A 19,945-nucleotide genomic window follows, 5' to 3' on the forward strand; every position below is an offset into this window, starting at 1 on the left:
CGCGGGACGACTCACTGGACGCAGGCACCGAGCATCTCCTCCATCGACTCGTGCACCGAAGCGGTCAGCACCGCGATATCCGCCATGGCGTCGCGATCGGCGGTGAGCCCGTAGAAGACGCGTCCGTCGTAGGACGTGAGCCCGATACTCAAAGCCTGAAAGCGCAGCAGCGGCGATACCGGGTACATCTCCAGCATCCGCGCGCCCCCGATGAACATCGGCTGCTGCGGACCCGGCGCATTGGTGATCACCAAATTGAACGTGTGTTCTGCGAAGGTACTCGCCGACCGCACACTCATGGCATGCAGGCTCGCCGGAGCGAATCCGGCCATATGCACCAGCGTCCGCGCCTGCACCCCGCGGTCGTGCCGGGTGTGCGGTTCGGTGGCGTGTTTGATGTGCGAGAGCCGGATCACCGGATTCGGTTCGCCCACCGGCAGATCCACCATGATCGAAGTGACCTCACCTGCGGGTTTGAGTTCGGCGCCGTCGGAATAGACCGATATCGGGACCACCGCGCGCAGGGTGTCGGCCTCGGTCAGCACCTGCCCGCGCGAGAGCAGCCAGTTGCGCAGCGCGCCGGTGACCACGGCCAAAATCACATCGTTGATCGAGCAGTCGAAGCGTTTACGGATCTTGCGGTAGTCCTCGAGATCGGTGCGCACCACCTCGACCCGGCGATTGCGCGAGGTCCGGGTGTTCAGGGGGCTGTCCGGCGCGCCGAGCGCGGCCGCGCGCAGCATGGACACCATCTTCTGCACGGCCTTGCCGGTCGCGTCGACCACCGCGAACGCCTCCGCGCCGTGATGGCGCATGACCTCCAGGGCCTCGCGCGGCTGGGTGGCCAGGTGCAGCACCGCGCCGATGAGCAGTTCCAGATCGGCGGGCTCGCGGTGCGCGCGCCACGCGTCGTCGGCGACCTCGCGCGGATCGGCCGAGGTGTCCAGGATCACGTGCCCGATCTCGAGCGCCGAATCTCCGTCCACCAGCGCCGAATGCGTCTTGGTGAACACCGCGGATCGGCCTTCGGACAGGCCCTCGACCAGGTACATCTCCCACAGCGGGCGGGTGTTGTCGAGCGGATGCGAGGCCAGTCGCGCGACCAGATCGAGCAGTTGCTCGTCGGTGCCCGGGCCGGGCAGGGCCGAGCGGCGAATGTGATAGCTGATGTCGAACTGCGCGTCGTCGACCCAGACCGGGCGGCCCAGCGCGAACGGGATCTCGCGCACCTTGCGGCGGTACAGCGGCACCAGCGGCAGCCGCGATTCGACCAGCGACACCAGGCGCTCGTAATCCAGCGGTGCACGCCCGGAATTGCCGGTCGGCGCGGGGTTTCGCAGGATTGCCAGGGATCCGATATGCATCGGGTTGCTGCTCGATTCGAGCCGGTAGAACGACGCGTCCTGGGGCGTCAGTCTGGTGATCACGCTGCCCGCTACTCCCTACATCCCTGCCTGTGCCCGCATGGTGATCCCCGGGTACGGCGTCGGCGGCGCGCGCCGGCGTACCGGCAAGCTATCGCGATTCGTTCACCCGGGGATACGGTCCGAGCGACACTGCCCACCGTTTCGTCGTCATCGACGCCCCCGGCCCGGGAGTGCGGGTGCAAGCCTGGCGCACCCCGAACCTGGCTACATGGTACGACAGGGTCCCGAAATTGACTCCGCGCCAAGACGATTCGCTGGCGAATCGCGGCGGCCCGGAGACCGGGGCCGGGGCGGGCGCACGCCATCGCCGCAGGTACGCCGAGCCGCGCCGTCCGCTGGGAGCGAAGCGGAACGCGCGCCGATCGCACTGCGCATTACCATGGGGTCGTGGCTGCGCTCTGCGCACCTGTTTCCCGCCCAGGCGGGGCCGCCTGCCCACCGACCAGAGGACTGACAAGACCCGTGCCTGCGCTGACGCTTTCGAGGTTGCTACGGATTGGTGAAGGTCGCACGGTCAAGCGGCTTGCGAACCTGGCCGATGAGGTCATCGCCCTGGACGAGGAGTTCACGGCGCTGTCCGACGCCGAACTGCAAGCCAAGACCGCCGAGTTCCGCGAGCGCTACGCCGACGGCGAATCGCTCGACGACCTGCTGCTCGAGGCGTTCGCCACCGCGCGCGAAGCCTCCTGGCGCGTGCTGAATCAGAAGCACTACAAGGTGCAGATCATGGGCGGCGGCGCCCTGCACATCGGCAACGTGTCCGAGATGAAGACCGGTGAGGGTAAGACGCTGACCTGTGTGTTGCCCGCCTACCTCAACGCCATCGGCGGCGAGGGCGTGCACGTGGTCACCGTCAACGACTACCTCGCCAAGCGCGATGCCGAGTGGATGGGCCGCGTGCACCGGTTCCTCGGGCTCGAGGTGGGCGTCATCCTCGGCGGCATGACCCCGGCCGAGCGCCGCGTGGCCTACGCCGCGGACATCACCTACGGCACGAACAACGAGTTCGGCTTCGACTACCTGCGCGACAACATGACCCACTCGCTGGACGATCTGGTGCAGCGCGGGCACAACTTCGCCATCGTCGACGAGGTCGACTCGATCCTGATCGACGAGGCCCGTACCCCGCTGATCATCTCGGGCCCGGCCGACGCCTCCTCCAAGTGGTACGCCGAATTCGCGCGGATCTCCCCGCTGCTGAAGAAGGACCTGCACTACGAGGTCGACATCAAGAAGCGCACCATCGGCGTGCACGAGGCGGGCGTCGAATTCGTCGAGGATCAGCTCGGCATCGACAACCTGTACGAGGCGGCCAACTCGCCGCTGGTCAGCTACCTGAACAACGCCATCAAGGCCAAGGAGCTGTTCCAGAAGGACAAGGACTACATCGTCCGCGACGGCGAGGTCATCATCGTCGACGAGTTCACCGGCCGAATCCTGGTGGGCCGCCGCTACAACGAGGGCATGCATCAGGCCATCGAGGCCAAAGAGGGCGTGGAGATCCAGCCCGAGAACCAGACGCTGGCCACCATCACGCTGCAGAACTACTTCCGGCTCTACGACAAGCTGTCCGGCATGACCGGTACCGCCGAGACCGAAGCGGCCGAGCTGCACCAGACCTACACCCTCGGCGTGGTGCCCATCCCCACCAACCGGGCGATGGTCCGCAAGGATCAGGCCGACCTGATCTACAAGACCGAGGAGGCCAAGTACTCCGCGGTCGCCGACGACATCGCCGAGCGGCACGAGAAGGGCCAGCCGGTGCTGATCGGCACCACCTCGGTCGAGCGCTCGGAGTACCTGTCCAAGCAGCTCACCAAGCGCGGTATCCCGCACTCGGTGCTGAACGCCAAGTTCCACGAGCAGGAAGCGCAGATCATCGCCGAGGCCGGGCGGCCCGGCGCGGTCACCGTCGCCACCAACATGGCCGGTCGCGGTACCGACATCGTGCTCGGCGGCAACGCCGACATCATCGCCGACCTGCTGCTGCGCAAGCAGGGCCTGGATCCGGTCGAGACCCCCGCCGAGTACGAGGCGGCGTGGCTGCCCGCGCTCGAACGGGTCAAGGATCAGACCGAGGCCGACGCCGACGAGGTGCGTGAGGCCGGCGGTCTGTACGTGCTGGGCACCGAGCGGCACGAGTCGCGGCGCATCGACAACCAGCTGCGCGGCCGGTCCGGCCGTCAGGGCGACCCGGGCGAGTCCCGCTTCTACCTGTCGCTGGGTGACGAGCTCATGCGGCGGTTCAACGGCGCCGCGCTCGAGTCGATCATGACCAGGCTGAACCTGCCCGACGACGTTCCGATCGAGGCCAAGATGGTCTCGCGCGCGATCAAGTCGGCGCAGACCCAGGTCGAGCAGCAGAACTTCGAGATCCGCAAGAACGTCCTCAAGTACGACGAGGTCATGAACCAGCAGCGCAAGGTGATCTACGCCGAGCGCGCCCGCATCCTCGAGGGCGAGGACATGGAGGGCCAGGTCCAGGAGATGATCACCGACGTGATCACCGCCTACGTCAACGGCGCCACCGCCGAGGGCTATGTCGAGGACTGGGACCTGGCCAAGCTGTGGACCGCGCTCAAGACCCTGTACCCGATCAGCCTGGACTACAAGGAACTCGCCGGCACCGGCGAGGACGGCGAGCTGGGTGAGCTGGACCGCGAGGAACTGCTCGACGCCGTACTCGACGACGCGCACGCCGCGTACGAGAACCGCGGCGCCGAGATCGACTCGCTGGCCGGTGCGGGCAGCATGCGCAACCTCGAACGGCAGATCCTGCTCTCGGTGCTGGACCGCAAGTGGCGTGAGCACCTCTACGAGATGGATTACCTCAAGGAGGGCATCGGCCTGCGCGCGATGGCCCAGCGCGATCCGCTGGTCGAGTACCAGCGCGAAGGCTTCGACATGTTCTCGGCCATGCTCGAGGGTCTGAAAGAGGAGTCGGTCGGCTTCCTGTTCAACCTGCAGGTCGAGGTGCAGGCGCCGCAGCCCGCCGGGGTCTCGGTCGGCGCGGGCCTGCAGTCGCCGGTCGGCAATCGCCCGCTGCCCACTCAGGAGCAGGCGCAGGCAGGCAGCGGCGCCCCGGCGGCCCTGCGCGCCAAAGGGATCGACGAGTCCGCGCCGCGCGGGCTCAGCTACTCCGGTCCGGCCGAGGACGGGCGGGCCGTGGCGCACAGCGAGGATCAGGAGTACGGCGGCCCCGCCGATTCCTCCACTCGCCGTGAGCGTCGCGAGGCCGCGCGCGGCACGGGCAAGCTCGACAAGGCGCCGAAGTCCAAGCGCCGCCGCTGATTCGATACGACGGGCGCCCGGTCTCATTGAGGCCGGGCGCTTTTCGTTGACCGGGTGTGGTCGGTTCGCGTTGCCCGGGCGTCATCGGCGAAAAGGAAGACGCCCCGGGTGTGATCACCCGGGGCGTCCTCGGTTTTCCAGCGCCAGCTGGAGTCGTGGGGCGCAGATGCCGGCCAACCCCTGGAGGCATCTGCGCGCGAGGTCCGCGTCCGCCGGGGCGCGGTGGTTGCCGCCCGCGGCGGTGCGATCGCTCGCGTTCGCGGCCCGTGCATCCGCGCTGACACGCGAATCCGCGAACGCAATCCGTCGCCGTTGAATATTTAGCACGCATTTCGGAAATTCGGCAAGCCCCGGTGAATGCCTCACGGTTTGCTGCGAATAGAATTTATTAATTCTGGCATGGCTGAATCGCCCCACGCGATTACGGCGTGTTGCGGTGGCTGGGCGCTGTCTCGCTGATGTGTGTGCCGATGCCCGCGGCGTTCGGCGGTGACGCGGATTCCCCTGGTCCTGTGCTCGGTTGTGGGCCCCTCTAGGTAAAAGCCGCCCCGACTCGGCTGCTTTTACTGCTGGTTACGAGCCTAGGCGGAGTGCGGGCGGCCGACATCGGTCGCCGTATCGGTCGGTCCGCCCATGGCTCTCGTTATCGGCGTGTGATCTGCCGTACAGCGTCAAGGGCGGTTGGCCTGGAGGTTTGATTGCAGCTTATTAGCTGGGGTAAATTGCATTGTGCGCGACGAGGCGGGGATATGCGGGCGTGGCCCGGAGCTGATGCGGCTGGACCGATTACTCGCCGACGCGCGCGCCGGGCACGGTGCGGCCCTCGCGATTCACGGTGAGCCCGGAATCGGCAAATCCGCCCTGTTGCGCGCGGCGGTCCGCCGTGCCGACGGCTTCCACGTCCTGGAGTGCGCGGGCGACCCCGCCGAGACGGCCCTGCCCCACGCAGCCCTGCACCAGCTCCTGCTCCACGCCGCCGCCCCCGTATCCGCCCTGCCCGAACCGCAGGCCGCCGCGCTGGAAGCGGCGGTGGGCATTCGCCGTGCACCAAGCGATGGCGGCCCGGAGTCCGGCGCACCGGGCGGGTATTCCGCACCCGCACATTCGAATCCGGCCGCGGGCGGATTCCTGCTCGGCGCGGCCCTGCTGACCCTGTTCACCGACCTCAGCGCCGACCGCCCCCTCCTGCTCGCGATAGACGACGCCCACCTCCTCGACTCTGCCACCGCCGCGGCCCTGCACTTCGCGATCCGCCGGGCGATCCATCTTCCCGTAGTCCTGCTCTGCTGCCTTCCCGTGGAAACGGCGTCCCCGCAAGAGAATGCGGCGGGGTGGTACCGCTTGCCCGCGCTGGTGCTCGGTGGGCTGGATGACGGGGCGGCTCGGGAACTGCTGGAGGCGCGGCACGGGGTGTTGCCCGCGTTGCGGGTGGCGCGGGTGCTGGCCGTGGCGGGCGGGAACCCGTTGGCGCTGCGGGAATTGCCGGTGGGGGCCGAGGAATTCGCGGGATCGTCGTTCGGGCCCGCGCCGCTGGGGGAGCGGCTGCGGGCGGCGTATCGGGATCGGCTGGCCGGGCTCGACCCGGGGGTGCGGGGCCTGTTGCTGCTGGCGGTCGTCGAGGAGCGCGGGGTGCTGCGGGTGCTGCTCGCCGCCGCACAGGAGCTCGGGGTGGGCGAGAGTGCCTGGGAGGCGGCGCAATCGGCCGGCCTGCTGGAGGTCGGGGACGGGCGGGTGCGGTCGCGGCATCCGCTGCTGGGCCTGGCCGTGTACGACGCCGCCGTGCCGGAACAGCGGCGCGCGGCGCATCTCGCGCTGGCCGGGGCCCTGACCGGCGCCGGGGAACTGGATCAGCGTGTCTGCCATCGGGCGGCGGCGCTGCGGCGGCCCGACGAGCAGCTGGCCATCGCGCTAACGCACAGCGCCGAGCAGGTGCGCGGCAGTGTGCTCGCCGCGGCCGCGATGCTGCGCCGGGCCGCGGCGATCACCCCCGATCCGGTGCACGCGAGCACGCGGCTGGCCGCCGCCGCCCGGTTCAGCTGGGCCGGTGGCGATATCGAGTCGGCGCGGCGGTTGCTCGACCGCGCCACCGAATGGATCGGCGCCGACCGCGCGGCCACCGCCAGCGGCGGACTCGCGGGACTGCTGGAATTCGTGGCGGGCGAGCCCGAGCGCGCGGGCGCGCTGCTGCTGCGCGATGCCGCCCTGCTGGACGGTGAAACCTCCACCGGGCTGCGCGAATTGGCCGACCAGGCCCATTGGGCCGCCGCGCTGGGTGATCCCGCCCCGGTGCGGTCGCGGGATCTGGAGTTCGCCGGGCGCGGGCGCGCCGAGATCACCCCCGCCGCGGTGCGTCAGCTGCCGCCCGCGCCGCTGGTGCTGTTGTGGGGCAAGGCCGATCGCGCCGTCGAGCCGTTCACGCGCAGGGTCGCGCAGTTGCGCGATAGCGGTGAGCACGCGGCCGCGGTTCATCTGCTGCCGCAGCTGGCGATCGTGCAGTTCGCGAACGGCCGGGTGCCGGCGGCGCGGGAATCGCTGGCCGAGGCGTTCGATCTGGCCCGCGCGACCGGGACCGGCAACGTCCTGGCCCAGTGCTGGAATCTGAACGCGAAAATCGCCGCCATGCGCGGGGATTCGGATCTCGCGCTGGAAAGCCTGGACCGCGCCCTGGCTTTGGCGCGTCCCCGGCGCGCGCACGCGCTGATCGCCTCCGCGCATTGGCATCTGGGCTTTCACGCCCTGAGTGTCGGCGATCCCGAAACCGCCTACCTGCGCCTGCGCACGCTGGCCCAGCCCGGTCACGACGCCCGCCATCCCACCTATGCGCGCCTGGCGGCCATGGACATGGTCGAGGCGGCGACGCGGGTCGGCAGGCCCGCCGAGGCGGCCGAGCACTACGCGACCGTCCGCTCGTGGGCGATCCGCTCGCGCGCGGATTGGGCGGTGGCCTCCGCCTACGCCTGCCGCGCGCTGATCAGCACCGACGAGGAACTCGCCGACCACTACTTCCGCCGCGCCCTGGCCGTGCGCCGCACCCGCCACGACCTGAACCAGGCTCGCACCCACCTGCTCTACGGCGCCTGGCTGCGCCGTGTGCGCCGTCGGGCCGATGCCGCCGAACAGCTCCGCGCCGCCCTGGAGTCCTTCGAACGCATGTCCGCGACCCCCTGGGTGGAACGCGCCCGCCAGGAACTGGACCTGACGGGCCGCCGCACTCCCGCCCCCGATCGGGGCTCCGCCCCGGTCCTGACCGCCCAGGAGTTCCGCGTGGCCCGCATGGCAGCGCAGGGCATGACGAACCGCGAGATCGGCGTCGACCTGCTGCTGTCCCCGCGGACGGTGGGCCACCACCTGTCCCGCGTCTTCGCGAAACTCGGCCTCACGGCCCGAGGCGAGCTGTCCCGCATAGATTTCGACAACGGCCTGCGCCTGATCCCCCCGCGCTGATCCGCCCCGCGCTCATCGCCGGCTCGGCCGTTCGATGTCAACCGAACGACCGCGCGGCGTCCTCAGTCGTCGATCTTCAGCGACTCACCCCAGTGCCGGGGGTCCCAGTTGACCAGGATCATCCCCGCCACGCTCCCGGCGCACGCGCCGCACGAGTTCACGTTGATATGGCTGTCCACGTCGGTCTCGCCCTGCAAGACCGCCCGCATCGACAGCCACACCGCCCGCAGGTACATACCCGCCGGGTTCCCGCACCGGACACATTCCGGCAATACCTGACTGTCATCGTTCCGCCCGACCCGAACCTCCGGCGTGACCGGCGCCCCTGCTCCCAGTTCGGGGTCGAGTAGCGGCGAGAACTCACTCCGCTCATGGTGTTCCACCTCGGCAGGCTAACCATTCGCCCGATTTCCCGCACCCCTTACACCGTACGAGTTTGCCCGCCAGGCGGCCGGTGCCAGCCGCCCGCCCCTCGAACCAGAGGTCTTTCGAGTTGAGGACGGTCGCAGGAGGCGGATCCCAACCACGCAGACCCGTTTGCCAGGCAGGCTGTGTCACCGCTCCGAACGTCGTTATCGCAGTGCGACGTCCGCGCCACCGGAGAACATCGAGTCGTGCAGCTCGATACGGTCCGCGGTCGCACCCTCCGGCATGTCGAAGACCAGTTGGGCGGTAACGGTGTTGCCGGGATTGATCTCCTCGAACACGCTGCTGTCCGGCTGCAGCACGATGGTTGCCATCGTGTCGTTGCCGAACTTGCGATCGTCGGTATCGAAGACGTACTGGTCGCTGGGTGAGAAGCCCTTGGGCGAGTTCGAGGTATTCGTGACGCTGACCGAGACGATCAGGTATGAGCCCTGGGCGGTCTCCTGGAGATACTCATTGTCACCCACCGTTTTCACGCCCGACTGTATGTCGGTGACGACGAATTCGAACTTGCCATCCCGAACAGGCGTATTGAGTTCGGGTCCCGCCGGGGCCGCCGGGGCTTGCCGATTCACCCCGACCGCCACGGCCGAGGCATTCGTGTCCGGCGACTTCTCTGTGCTCTTGTAGCCGGTGCCGCCCAGTGCCGCTATCAGGCCGAACAGGGCGACTATGACGGCGGTGGCGAGCAGAACGATCCTGCGGTTCGGTTTCTTCTCGGGCGGCCCCGGTTGTGCGAATCCGGAAACCTGACGCCGTGGAAGCTGCGGATTGGTCATGACGAATTCCTTCGAGAGAGCAATTGGCAACAACTTGGCTATGAACGGTCAACGGCTAGGTTGTCCGTTCAATAGCATGTTGTACCCATTTATGCTGCGCCGCTCGATCTGCTGAAACAAGGTGGTTCCAGTGATGGCTATCATTCAGTAATCAAAATGGCCCGCAGTGCCAAGCGAGGTGACGACTCTTTCGGCGCGAGGGTCTCCGCCGGTCAGGTGATGGTGGTGCTCGGCTGGCCTTTGAACCACGGATCGTTCGTGTTCAGGGCCGTGAGGAGCAGGCGGATCGCGGCTACGCGGGCCTCTTTGCCGGGGAGGGCGTCGAGGGCGCATTCGGGGTCGGCCGGGGGGCCGAGGTGGGTGCAACCGCGGGGGCAGTCCTCGATCGCGTCGGCCAGGTCGGAGAAGGCCCCGATCACGTCGTCGGGGGTGATGTGAGCCAGGCCGAAGGAGCGGATGCCGGGGGTGTCCACCACCCAGCCGCCGGATTCCAGGGGCAGGGCCACGGATTGGGTGGAGGTGTGGCGGCCCTTGCCTACGCCGGAGACCACGCCTACCGCCCGATCCGCGTCCGGCACAATGCGATTCACCAGGGTCGACTTGCCGACGCCGGAATGGCCGATCAGGGCCGTGAGCCGGTTCGCGAGCATGTCCAGCACCGGTTCGAGGGGTTCCTCGATCCCGCCGTAGACGATGGTCAGGTCCAAATCCTCGAAGGCGGCCGCGAATTCGGACTCGGCCGCCAGATCGCGTTTGGTCAGGCACAGGATCGGTTGCAGCCCACCGACATACGCCGCGACCATGGCCCGCTCGACGAAGCCGGTGCGCGGCGGGGGATCGGCCAGCGCCACCACGATGAACAGCTGCTCGGCGTTGGCGACCACGATGCGCTCGAACGGGTCGGTGTCATCGGCGGTGCGCCGCAACACCGTTCGCCGTTCGGAGACGCGAATGATGCGGGCCAGGGTGTCCGGCTTGCCGGACAGATCCCCGACCAGGTCGACCTGATCGCCGACCACGATGGGTGTGCGGCCCAGTTCGCGGGCGCGCATGGCCACGATGCGCCGATCGGGATCGTCGTCGAGGACGCACCCCCAGCGACCCCGGTCCACGGAGACGACCATGGCCGGCTCCGCGTCCAGGTGCTGCGGGCGGGTCTTGGTGCGCGGACGTGAGCTCTTGCCCGGACGGATCCGGACATCGGACTCGTCGTACTCGCGCCGCTTCAGCGGACTGCCCCGGACCCGTCGAGCATGCCTTCCCAGAGGGCGACGAAATCGGGCAGCGTCTTGGCGGTGGTGCCGATGTCCTCGATCTCCACCCCCGGCACCACGAGGCCGAGAATGGCGCCCGCGGTGGCCATGCGATGGTCGGCGTAGGAGTGCCACTGCCCGGCGCCGAGTGGGGTGGGGTCGATGACGAGCCCGTCGTCGGTCTCGGTCACCTTGCCGCCGAGCCGGTTGATCTCGGTGGACAGCGCGGCGAGCCGGTCGGTCTCGTGCCCGCGCAGGTGCGCGATGCCGCGCAGCCGGGACGGGGAGTCGGCCAGTGCGGCCAGCGCCGCCACGGTCGGGGTCAGCTCGCCCACGTCGTGCAGGTCGATGTCGATGCCCGCCAGCCGTTCGGGCCCGCGCACGGTCAGGACGTTGTCGAACACCCGCGCCTCCGCGCCCATCCGCACCAGGATCTCGCGGATCACATCGCCGGGCTGGGTGGTGTAGCGCGGCCAGTGCGGAATGCGCACCTCGCCGCCGGTGACCGCGGCCGCCGCCAGGAACGGCGTGGCATTGGACAGATCGGGCTCGACGTCCCAGTCCACGGCCCGGATCGGCCCGGGATGCACGGTCCAGGTCTGGGTGCGGCGCGGATCCTCGGGCGCGTCGACGCGCACGTCGGCCTCGCGCAGCATCTGCACGGTCATCTCGATGTGCGGCATGGACGGCAGCGATCCGCCCGAATGATGCACCGTCACACCCTGTTCGAAGCGTGCCGCGGACAGCAGCAGCCCGGACACGAACTGCGAGGAGCCCGAGGCGTCGATGGTGATCGGCCCGCCGCGCAGCGCACCGGTGCCGTGCACGACGAAAGGCAGTGCGTCCCCGTCGATGTCGAGGCCCAGCCCGCGCAGCGCGTCCAGGATGGTGCCCAGCGGCCGCACGCGGGCCTGCTCGTCCCCGTCGAACGCGACGTCGCCGGTGGCCAGCGCCGCGACCGGCGGCAGGAACCGCATGACGGTCCCGGCGAGCCCGCAGTCCACGACCGCGCTGGTGAATGCCGACGGCGGGGTGACCGTGACGGTATCGCCCTCGCCCTCGATGGTGGTGCCCATGGCCCGCAGCGCGTCGATCATGAGGTTGGTGTCCCGGCTGCGCAGCGCGCCGGTGATGGTGGAGGGCCCATCGGCCAGGGCGGCCAGGATGAGGGCCCGGTTGGTGATCGATTTGGACCCGGGCAGGGTCACGGTCGCGTGCACGGAAGTGTGGACATGGGGCGCGGGCCAGAAAGTCACGCCCCTATCCTCCCAAACGATGGTCGGGTTCCGGGGCCGCACGCCCCCATTCCGGTCAATCCGCCCGTCCGGGGCGCTACTTCGGCGGATGCTGCCAATCGGAAGCGGTCTCCGGCGCCGATCGGAGCCGGCCGGTTCACGTGTCCGGCTCGCGCACCCGGCCTGCGCGCCCGCCCCGTGCGCCCGAGTCGCGCGCCCGAATCGCGCTGCCCGCTGGAGCCGTGCTCGCAGCGGCTACGGCTCGGCGACCAATGGCGAACCCGGGCCGCCCCGTCCAGCGCTCGCGTCCCGGCGACGCGGCTCGGTCCCGAGCACTCGCCCGGGCAACCGAAACGCCCGGTCCGTCGCACTCGACGGACCGGGCGTGAGTTCCGATGCGGGAACCGGACTTCCTACTTGTGCCGTCCGTGCAGCAGCGGCACGATCCTGCGCAGCAGCTTCATGGTCGAGTCGGTCCGCGAGTACGACAGCAGCGCCATACCCGGAATCGTGAAGCGCTGCACCGCGATCGAGTGCGGGCTGGTGAACTCCAGCAGACCCGGCGCGCCGTGGATGCGGCCGATGCCGGAATCGCCGCTGCCGCCGAAGGGCAGGCCGGAGATGGCGGCGAAGGCGAGCACCGAGTTGACCGAGGTGGCGCCGGCCTTGAGGCGGCGGGCGATCTCCAGGCCGTTCTTCTTCGAGTACACCGAGGAGCCGAGGCTGAAGCTGCTGTCGTTGGCCAGCTTCACGGCCTCGTCGACGCCGCTGACGGTGCGGATGGTGACGGTCGGCCCGAAGGTCTCCTCGCACACCGCGGCCGAGGACTCGTCCGCGTCCACGATGATGACCGGCTCGATGTAGGGGCCCTTGATCGAGTCGACGCCGCCGAGCACGGCCTTGCCGCCGTTCTTGAGCGCGTCCTCGATGTGGCGGCGCACGATGTCGATCTGGCTGGGCATGGTCATCGGGCCGTACGAGGCGCCCGCCTCCGAACCCGGCTTGATGTCGGTCAGGATGCGCTTGACCTCGGCGATGAAGTCGTCGGCCACCGACTTGTCCACGTACACCCGCTCGACGCCGGCGCAGGTCTGGCCGCTGTTGGCGGTCGCGCCCCAGGCCACGGCGTCGGCGGCGGCCTTGATGTCGGCGTCGGCGGCCACGATGACCGCGTCCTTGCCGCCGCATTCGAGCAGCACGGGGGTGAGGGTGTCCGAGGCCGAGGCCATGATCTTCTTACCGGTCGCGGCGGACCCGGTGAACGCGAGCTTGTCCACGCCCGAGCGCACCAGCGCGGCGCCCGTGGCGCCGAAGCCGTTGATGGTGGTGAACACCCCGTCCGGCAGTCCCGGGTTCGCCTCGGCGAAGCACTTGGCGACGAAATTGCCGATGCCCGTGGAGAATTCGCTGGGCTTGAACACCACGGTGTTGCCGGCGGCCAGCGCGTAGGCGATGGAGCCGTTCGGGGTGTAGACCGGGTAGTTCCAGGGCCCGATGATGCCGACGACGCCGAGCGGCCGCTGTTCCAGACTCGCGGAGAAGTTGGCCATGAGCGCGCCGGGGGCGATCTTCTTGGGCTTGAGTACCTTCTCGGCGTTCGAGGCCGCCCACTTGATGTGCTCGAGGGCGAGCATGAGCTCGAGGAAGGCGTCGTCGACGGGCTTGCCGTTCTCGGCGTGGATGAGCGCGCAGAGTTCGTCGGACTTGGCGACGAGCTGTGAGCTCCAGCGCAGCAGGTGCTTCTTGCGCTCGCCGAAGGTGAGCGCGCCCCAGGTGAGGGCGGCGGTGCGGGCCTTGGCGACGGCCGCGCGCACGGCGTCCTCGTCAGCGACCGGGTAGGTGGCGAGCACGTCGCCGGTGGCGGGATTGACGGAGGTGAGCGTGGCGTCTCGATCGATCGAGGCGGCGGTGTCGGTAGCAGACATGTGTGGCGACGTCCCTTTACGAGAGTGTGATGCGACGAACGTCTCATACCTCCGAACTGAAGTCAATCGCCATCACATGATTGTGTCGCCCGGCGGTGGCACGATGAACGTATGTGTGGAAGGTATGCGACAACCACGAATCCCGCCACGCTGGCCGTTGAACTCGACGCGCTGGACGAGACCGGGGACACCGGCTTCAGCCCGAACTACAACGTGGCGCCGACGAATCAGGTGCTCACGGTCGTGCAGCGGCACGATCGCGAGCATCTCGAGGACCCGGCCACCCTGCGCGTGCGCGCCATGCGCTGGGGTCTGATCCCGCCCTGGACCAAGACCGCCGAACCCGGCGTGCCGGTCAAGGGCAAACCGCTGTTCAACGCCCGCGCCGACAAGGCCGCCACCACGGCGTCCTTCCGTGACGCGGTCAAGAAACGCCGCTGCCTGGTCCCCATGGACGGCTGGTACGAGTGGGTCACCGAACCCGGCGGCACCGGCAAGGCCGTCAAACACCCCTTCTTCATGTCCGAGGCCGACGGCGGCCGCCTGTACATGGCCGGGCTCTGGTCGGTGTGGCGCGATCGCGATCAGGGCGACGCCGCGCAGACCCTGCTGTCCTGCACGATTCTGACCACCGACGCGGTCGGCGAGCTGACCAAGGTGCACGACCGCATGCCGCTGCCCATGCCCCGCGAGCACTGGGACGCCTGGCTCGATCCGGATCACCCCGCCCCCGAGGAACTCCTGGAAACCCCCGCCGCCGCGGCGGTGTCGAACATTCTCATCCGCCCGGTCCCGATGCTGGTGAACAGCGTCAAGAACAACGGCCCGGAGCTGCTGAGCGAGGTGGACGAACAGGCCGGGCAGCAGATCAGCCTGATCTGAGCCCGGCCCGCGCGTCATCCGGCAACCGGTAGTGCCTACCGGTGCGTCAGATCGAGCACTTCACCGTCGGCAGCGCGAAGTTCAAGCCGCACTTCACCAATCCGGCGACCGTGTCGATCACCTTGTTCGCCACGCCGCCGCCCAGGCTCTCGGCCTTCTCGGTGTTCTTGTCCTTGGGCTGCTGCTGTTGCTGCCCCGGCGTGCCGGGGTTGGGGTAACTCGGATTCTGCACCTGCACCACGCCGGGCGCGGCGGTCGCGGTCGCGACGGTCACCGCGCCCGAGCCCACGCTCATGAGCACCACGCCGGAGACAGCGACCACACCTAGGCGAAAGCGCCGCTGGGGAGACATAACCGCATCACATCCTCGGGGTCGGCCGAACCTTACGAGACGGATAACGCACGTAGAGAACAAGTAACGCACACATCCGGCCGCGACCCGTGGAATCGCGACCGGATGCGTGCGTGTCAGGCTGTTACGGGATGATCGAGGCCGCGGCCTCGTCCACCTTCTCCTGCTCCTGCTGTGCCGCCTGGATGCCGCCCGCGGTGCGCAGCGGCACTTCCTTCCAGAAGAGCACCAGGATCAGCGCCAGCAGCGCGACCGCGGCCGCGGCCAGGAACACGGTGTCCATGGCGTTGGCGAAGCCCACCTTGAACGGATGCGCCAGCGTCGGATTCAGCTGCTGGATCACCGAACTGTCGTCGAGCACCTTGGCCGCGGCCTCGGGATTCTGCGTCGCGAGCCCGGTGGCCAGCGCGGCCTCGGCCTCGTTGGAGCTGTGCGTGCCCTGCACGACCGCGGCCTGGAAGGCCGGATCGGTGGCCGCGGAGCGCAGCTCGGTGCTGATGTTCGGCCCGACCTGGGCGAACATGATCGACAGGAACACCGCGACGCCCAGGGTGCCGCCGATCTGCCGGAAGAACGTCGCCGCGGCCGTGGACACGCCCATGTCCTTGGGCGGCAGCGCGTTCTGGATGGCCAGGGTCAGCGGCTGCATGAGATTGCCCAGGCCCAGACCGACGATCAGCATGAACGCCATGGTCACGCCCAGGGCGGTGTCGGCGGTGACGAAGTGCAGCAGGAACAGGCCCAGCACCAGCAACCCCGCGCCCAGCGGCGGGAACACCCGGTAGCGCCCGGTCCGCGAGATGGTCTGACCGGCCACGATCGAGGACGCCATCATGCCGATCACCAACGGCAGCATCTGCATACCCGCCAGCGTCGGACTGGATCCGCGCACCACCTGCAGGTACTGCGGGATCATGGTCATGCCGCCGAACATGGCCGAGCCCACCACGATCGAGATGCCGACGCCGATGGCGAAGGTCGAGTTCTTGAACATGCGCAGCGGAATCAGCGCGGCGTCACCGAGTTTGGCCTCGACCGCGATGAAGCCGAGCAGGCCGAACACGCCCAGGGCGTAGCAGATGATGGAAGCGGTACTGCTCCAACCCCATTCGCGACCCTGTTCGGCCACCACCAGCAGCGGCACCAGGCCGATGGCCATGGTCAGCACGCCGAACCAGTCGACCGCGACTTTGGGCCGCTCGGTCCGGGGCAGCTTGAGCACCCGCGAGACCACCGTCAGCGCGATGATGCCCAGCGGCACGTTCACCAGGAACACCCAGCGCCAGCCCGAGATGCCGAGGATCTCGCTCTGACCGGCGAGGACGCCGCCCAGTACCGGACCGGCCACGCTGGAGGTGCCGAAGACCGCGAGGAAGTAGCCCTGGTAGCGGGCGCGCTCGCGCGGCCCGACCATGTCGCCGAGGATGGTCAGCGCCAGCGACATCAGGCCGCCGGCGCCCAGGCCCTGGAACGCGCGGAAGGCCGCGAGCTCGTACATGGACTGGGAGAACGTGCACAGCAGCGAACCGAGCACGAAGATGATGATGGCGGCCAGGTAGAACGGCTTGCGGCCGTACATGTCCGAGAGCTTGCCGTACAGCGGCGTGGACAGGGTCGCGGTGATCAGATACGCGGTGGTGACCCACGCCTGCATCGAATAACCCTGCAGGTCATCGGCGATGGTGCGGATGGAGGTCGACACGATGGTCTGGTCGAGCGCACCCAGCAGCATGCCCAGCAGCAGGCCGCTGAGCACGACCATGATCTGCTTGTGCGTGAACCCGGCCGGTGATGCTTCGTTCTGCGTTGTTGTCGTCACGAATTGCTCTCTGCGGAATCGGTTTTCGGGTGAAGTGTGGCGTCGGCCTTCGGGTAGAGGGCGGCCAGGATGGCGGAGCGGCTGAGTTCGTAGTCGTCGACGAATCGGCTCAGCAGGGTGGCGAAGCTCGAGCGTTCGTCCGGGGTCCAGCCGCTCATGATCAGTTGCAGGGACTCGTTGCGCCGGGCCCGGATCTCGGCGGCGACCGCGCGCCCGGTCTCGGTGACGGCCAGGACGCTCACGCGCCCGTCCGCGTTGTCCGCGCGCCGTTCGAGGAACCCGCGTTTGACCAGGTTCGCCGCCTGCCTGCTGATGGTGGAGGCGTCGGAGAACAGGGCTTCGGCCAGTGCGCCCGAGCGCATGGGCCCGTGGTGGATCAGCTGGAACAGGATGGCGAACGCGGCCGGTTCGACCTCGCCGTTGGTGGCGGCGGCGATCTGCGCGTTGGTGCGATCACGCAGCCGGCCGAGGCGAATGATCTGGTGCGCGACGGTGTCGGCGAGGTCGTCGGTGACGACGCAGCCGGTGGTCGCGGGGTCGGCGGCCATGCCACCTCCTTGTATCCGGAAACTTCTTGCACGGGTCAACTAGTTGCAATACGCAAGTATGTGGAGATAGTTGTCCGAACGCAAGTTTCTTTCCGGGCATTCCCCCCGCACGTGGCGGGGCTCACTCCCGCGGTGAAGGATCGCCGCAGCTCAGCAGGGTTCCGCGGGCGATTCAGCGCACGGCGATATCCGCGGTCACCCCGCCGGTGAGCGCCACCAGATCGGCCGGCGCGAGCTCGATCTCCAGTCCGCGCTTGCCCGCGCTGCACAGCACCCGGTCGAATTCCAGGGCCGATTCGTCGATCACCGTCGGCAGTCGCTTCTTCTGCCCGAGCGGTGAAATGCCTCCCAGCACATAGCCGGTCGTGCGTTCGGCGCGCGTCTTGTCGGCCATGACCGCCTTGCCGCCGCCGAGCGCGGCCGCCGCGGACTTGAGCGAGAGCGAGGTCGGCACCGGCAGCACCGCCACCGCCAGCCCGCTCGCGCCGAGATCGATCACCAGGGTCTTGAAGATCTGCGCGGGCACGAGATCGAGCTGTTCGGCCAGCGCCTCGACCGCCTCGGCGCCGTAGGAGTCGCTGCGCGGATCGTGGGTGTACGCGTGCACCCGATGCTCGGCGCGCGCCTGCACCAGAACCTTGATCGCCGGGGTCGAAGCAGCTGCCATGCGCTCACCCTAGACAGCCCGGACCTCGGCCCGATAGCGGATTTCATTACCTCGGGAACATGCCGGCCGCAGACCCTGTTGCACGCCATACGCGTATCGCGGAGACATCGTCCGCACGGCGCAGGCACCGGTCAGCCCCGGTCCGCGCCGCCACTGTTCACTTAGGAGGAGTCGGTGACCGTCTTGGTCGAAGACCCGGTGCGGATCGAGCTGTTCGACATCCTCACCGACGTCGCGCCCCCCGCCGGGTTCCCGGCTCGTATCCCGCTCGCGGTAGATTCAACTGCTACGGCGATCGAAGGGAATAGCGTGAGCGACGACGACATGGTGGTCGATCGCCCCGATGACGACTCGGAATCAGCCGAGACCATCGACGGCGGCGAGGATCTAGCGGTCGGCAACGACGACGCGGCCGCCGGCGAGGCCGACGAGACCGGTGCGCGCAGCAGTGAGAGCGCCGAGGAACTGGGGCGGCGTTTCGAACGCGACGCGCTGCCCATGCTGGATCAGCTGTACGGCGCCGCGCTGCGCATGACGCGCAACCCGGCCGATGCCGAGGACCTGGTGCAGGAGACCTTCGCCAAGGCGTACCAGGGCTTCCGCTCGTTCCGCGAGGGCACCAACCTGCGCGCCTGGCTGTACCGGATCCTGACCAACACCTACATCAACTCGTACCGGAAGAAGCAGCGCCAGCCCGCGCAGTATCCGACCGACGAGATCACCGACTGGCAGCTCGCCGCCACCGCCGAACACACCTCGCAGGGCCTGCGCTCGGCCGAGATGGAGGCCCTGGAGGCGCTGCCCGACGATGACATCAAGCGCGCCCTGCAGGAACTGCCCGAGGAGTTCCGGATGGCGGTGTACTACGCCGACGTAGAGGGCTTCCCCTACAAGGAAATCGCCGACATCATGGGAACCCCGATCGGAACCGTCATGTCCCGCCTGCACCGCGGTCGCAAGCAGCTCAAGGGGCTGCTGGCCGACGTGGCCCGCGAGCGCGGCTTCAATCGTTCGGGCAATGGCACGCGTCAGGAGGTAACCCAGTGAGCGACGACATGGACATGGACTGCACGTCGGTCCTCGCCGATGTCTGGCTGCTGCTGGACAACGAGTGTGACGAGACGGCGAAAGCCCGTCTGCAGGAACACATCAACCGCTGCTCGCCGTGCATCGAGGCGTACGGGCTGGAAGAGAAGCTCAAGTCGCTGCTGAACCGCAAGTGCGGCGGCGAACGGGCGCCCGAATCCCTGCGCGCGCGCCTGACCATGGAGATCCGCACGACCTTCACGCAGGTCGAGACCAAGATCGAACCGGGCGCCTAGTCACCCCCGGAAAAAGCATGAGCGGCACACTTCCTCGGAAGTCGTGCCGCTCAGTGCATTTGGAGCTATTACCGCAGCTCAGGCGTTCGGACGCTTGCCGTGGTTGGCTGCGTTCTTCTTCCGGCCGCGCTTCTTACGTCCACGCTTACCCATAGGTATTCTCCCTTCTGTTCAGCTCATTCTTTCATGTGTGGTTGGCTGTACCCGCAGCGGATACGGGTCCGCGGAAACGAAGAGGTGTCATGGCCGAGGAAGTGCTCGCGGAGATGGTGTCGACCGTCTACCAGATCGTCGCCGCGGTGGGCGATCAGGTGACCGAAGGTGACACCCTGGTCATCCTGGAGTCGATGAAGATGGAGATTCCGGTCGTGGCCGAGACCGACGGCACCGTGACCTCGATCAACGTGAAGCCCGGCGATGTCATCCAGAAAGACGACCTGATCGCCGTCATAAGCTGAATTTCTGCCTCCGCTCCGCTCCGGCGGGTTCGCGGCCCCCTTGGCCCGGTTCTTCCCTCCCTCCGCTCCTCCGCTTCGCTCCCCCGCTCCACTCGGTCCAGAACCGGGCGGGCCGCG

At 68.5% G+C, this 19,945-nt stretch carries 16 protein-coding genes; 6 read left to right on the forward strand and 10 right to left on the reverse strand.

What is annotated here, in order from left to right; translation table 11 throughout:
• Window positions 1-11 precede the first annotated feature (11 nt).
• The gene (locus tag ABZ319_RS17065; protein WP_354987357.1) at window positions 12-1,427 is read right to left on the reverse strand and encodes a wax ester/triacylglycerol synthase family O-acyltransferase; all 1,416 of its coding nucleotides are present in this window, start codon (window positions 1,425-1,427) and stop codon (window positions 12-14) included.
• 462 nt (window positions 1,428-1,889) lie between these two features.
• Here ABZ319_RS17065 and secA point away from each other — a divergent pair, with 462 nt between their 5' ends.
• Window positions 1,890-4,718: a preprotein translocase subunit SecA gene (secA, locus tag ABZ319_RS17070; RefSeq protein ID WP_354987358.1), complete on the forward strand. Its 2,829-nt coding sequence runs from the start codon at window positions 1,890-1,892 to the stop codon at window positions 4,716-4,718.
• 729 nt (window positions 4,719-5,447) lie between these two features.
• Entirely contained in the window at window positions 5,448-8,162 is a 2,715-nt protein-coding gene (locus tag ABZ319_RS17075) for an AAA family ATPase (RefSeq protein ID WP_354987359.1), read from the forward strand.
• 62 nt (window positions 8,163-8,224) lie between these two features.
• On the opposite strand, the gene ABZ319_RS17080 is transcribed toward ABZ319_RS17075, so the two are convergent.
• The 5 genes from ABZ319_RS17080 to ABZ319_RS17100 all read right to left on the reverse strand — a co-directional run bounded on the left by ABZ319_RS17080 (window position 8,225) and on the right by ABZ319_RS17100 (window position 13,780).
• The gene (locus tag ABZ319_RS17080; protein ID WP_354987360.1) at window positions 8,225-8,398 is read right to left on the reverse strand and encodes a hypothetical protein; all 174 of its coding nucleotides are present in this window, start codon (window positions 8,396-8,398) and stop codon (window positions 8,225-8,227) included.
• A gap of 336 nt (window positions 8,399-8,734) precedes the next feature.
• Entirely contained in the window at window positions 8,735-9,367 is a 633-nt protein-coding gene (locus tag ABZ319_RS17085; protein WP_354987361.1) for a DUF4352 domain-containing protein, read from the reverse strand.
• Between the two features lie 212 nt (window positions 9,368-9,579).
• Complete coding sequence (gene rsgA, locus ABZ319_RS17090) at window positions 9,580-10,596, reverse strand: ribosome small subunit-dependent GTPase A (RefSeq protein ID WP_354987374.1); 1,017 nt, start codon at window positions 10,594-10,596, stop codon at window positions 9,580-9,582.
• On the reverse strand, window positions 10,593-11,876 hold the full coding sequence (gene aroA, locus ABZ319_RS17095) for a 3-phosphoshikimate 1-carboxyvinyltransferase (RefSeq protein ID WP_354987362.1): 1,284 nt from the start codon (window positions 11,874-11,876) through the stop codon (window positions 10,593-10,595). Before aroA ends, rsgA begins: the two co-directional genes overlap by 4 nt.
• A 392-nt stretch (window positions 11,877-12,268) precedes the next feature.
• The gene (locus tag ABZ319_RS17100) at window positions 12,269-13,780 is read right to left on the reverse strand and encodes an aldehyde dehydrogenase family protein (protein ID WP_354987363.1); all 1,512 of its coding nucleotides are present in this window, start codon (window positions 13,778-13,780) and stop codon (window positions 12,269-12,271) included.
• A gap of 111 nt (window positions 13,781-13,891) precedes the next feature.
• On the opposite strand from ABZ319_RS17100, the gene ABZ319_RS17105 reads away from it, so the two are divergent.
• Window positions 13,892-14,662, forward strand: coding sequence for an SOS response-associated peptidase (locus ABZ319_RS17105; RefSeq protein WP_354987364.1), 771 nt, complete (start codon window positions 13,892-13,894; stop codon window positions 14,660-14,662).
• A gap of 46 nt (window positions 14,663-14,708) precedes the next feature.
• Here the strand turns inward: ABZ319_RS17105 and ABZ319_RS17110 are convergent, their stop codons facing one another.
• The 4 genes from ABZ319_RS17110 to ybaK form a co-directional block, all read right to left on the reverse strand.
• Window positions 14,709-15,014, reverse strand: a complete 306-nt coding sequence (locus ABZ319_RS17110) for a hypothetical protein (protein ID WP_354987365.1) — start codon at window positions 15,012-15,014, stop codon at window positions 14,709-14,711.
• Between the two features lie 124 nt (window positions 15,015-15,138).
• Entirely contained in the window at window positions 15,139-16,833 is a 1,695-nt protein-coding gene (locus ABZ319_RS17115) for an MDR family MFS transporter (protein WP_354987366.1), read from the reverse strand.
• Window positions 16,830-17,381 carry a MarR family transcriptional regulator gene (locus ABZ319_RS17120; protein ID WP_354987367.1) on the reverse strand — a complete coding sequence of 184 codons (552 nt, stop codon included), beginning with the start codon at window positions 17,379-17,381 and terminating at the stop codon, window positions 16,830-16,832. The genes ABZ319_RS17115 and ABZ319_RS17120 overlap by 4 nt, the downstream gene beginning before the upstream one ends.
• 172 nt (window positions 17,382-17,553) lie before the next feature.
• Entirely contained in the window at window positions 17,554-18,048 is a 495-nt protein-coding gene (ybaK, locus tag ABZ319_RS17125) for a Cys-tRNA(Pro) deacylase (protein WP_354987368.1), read from the reverse strand.
• A gap of 369 nt (window positions 18,049-18,417) precedes the next feature.
• On the opposite strand from ybaK, the gene ABZ319_RS17130 reads away from it, so the two are divergent.
• From ABZ319_RS17130 to ABZ319_RS17140, 3 genes are all read left to right on the forward strand, one after another.
• Window positions 18,418-19,095, forward strand: coding sequence for a sigma-70 family RNA polymerase sigma factor (locus ABZ319_RS17130; protein ID WP_354987375.1), 678 nt, complete (start codon window positions 18,418-18,420; stop codon window positions 19,093-19,095).
• A gap of 8 nt (window positions 19,096-19,103) precedes the next feature.
• Window positions 19,104-19,370: a mycothiol system anti-sigma-R factor gene (rsrA, locus tag ABZ319_RS17135; protein WP_354987376.1), complete on the forward strand. Its 267-nt coding sequence runs from the start codon at window positions 19,104-19,106 to the stop codon at window positions 19,368-19,370.
• A 242-nt stretch (window positions 19,371-19,612) separates the two neighbouring features.
• A complete protein-coding gene (locus ABZ319_RS17140; protein WP_354987369.1) occupies window positions 19,613-19,828 on the forward strand; it encodes a biotin/lipoyl-binding carrier protein in 216 nt (71 codons plus the stop codon).
• Window positions 19,829-19,945 lie beyond the last annotated feature (117 nt).

It is taken from the genome of Nocardia sp. NPDC005978 (genome assembly GCF_040614455.1).
Taxonomy (GTDB): Bacteria; Actinomycetota; Actinomycetes; order Mycobacteriales; family Mycobacteriaceae; genus Nocardia.

Coding starts and splice junctions, on each gene's coding strand:
- ABZ319_RS17080 (WP_354987360.1), bottom strand. CDS start 8,398: ATGTACCTGCGGGCGGTGTGGCTGTCGATGCGGGCGGTCTTGCAGGGC.
- ABZ319_RS17085 (WP_354987361.1), bottom strand. CDS start 9,367: ATGACCAATCCGCAGCTTCCACGGCGTCAGGTTTCCGGATTCGCACAA.
- ABZ319_RS17100 (WP_354987363.1), bottom strand. CDS start 13,780: ATGTCTGCTACCGACACCGCCGCCTCGATCGATCGAGACGCCACGCTC.
- ABZ319_RS17105 (WP_354987364.1), top strand. CDS start 13,892: ATGTGTGGAAGGTATGCGACAACCACGAATCCCGCCACGCTGGCCGTT.
- ABZ319_RS17110 (WP_354987365.1), bottom strand. CDS start 15,014: ATGTCTCCCCAGCGGCGCTTTCGCCTAGGTGTGGTCGCTGTCTCCGGC.
- ABZ319_RS17120 (WP_354987367.1), bottom strand. CDS start 17,381: ATGGCCGCCGACCCCGCGACCACCGGCTGCGTCGTCACCGACGACCTC.
- ybaK (WP_354987368.1), bottom strand. CDS start 18,048: ATGGCAGCTGCTTCGACCCCGGCGATCAAGGTTCTGGTGCAGGCGCGC.
- rsrA (WP_354987376.1), top strand. CDS start 19,104: ATGGACATGGACTGCACGTCGGTCCTCGCCGATGTCTGGCTGCTGCTG.
- ABZ319_RS17140 (WP_354987369.1), top strand. CDS start 19,613: ATGGCCGAGGAAGTGCTCGCGGAGATGGTGTCGACCGTCTACCAGATC.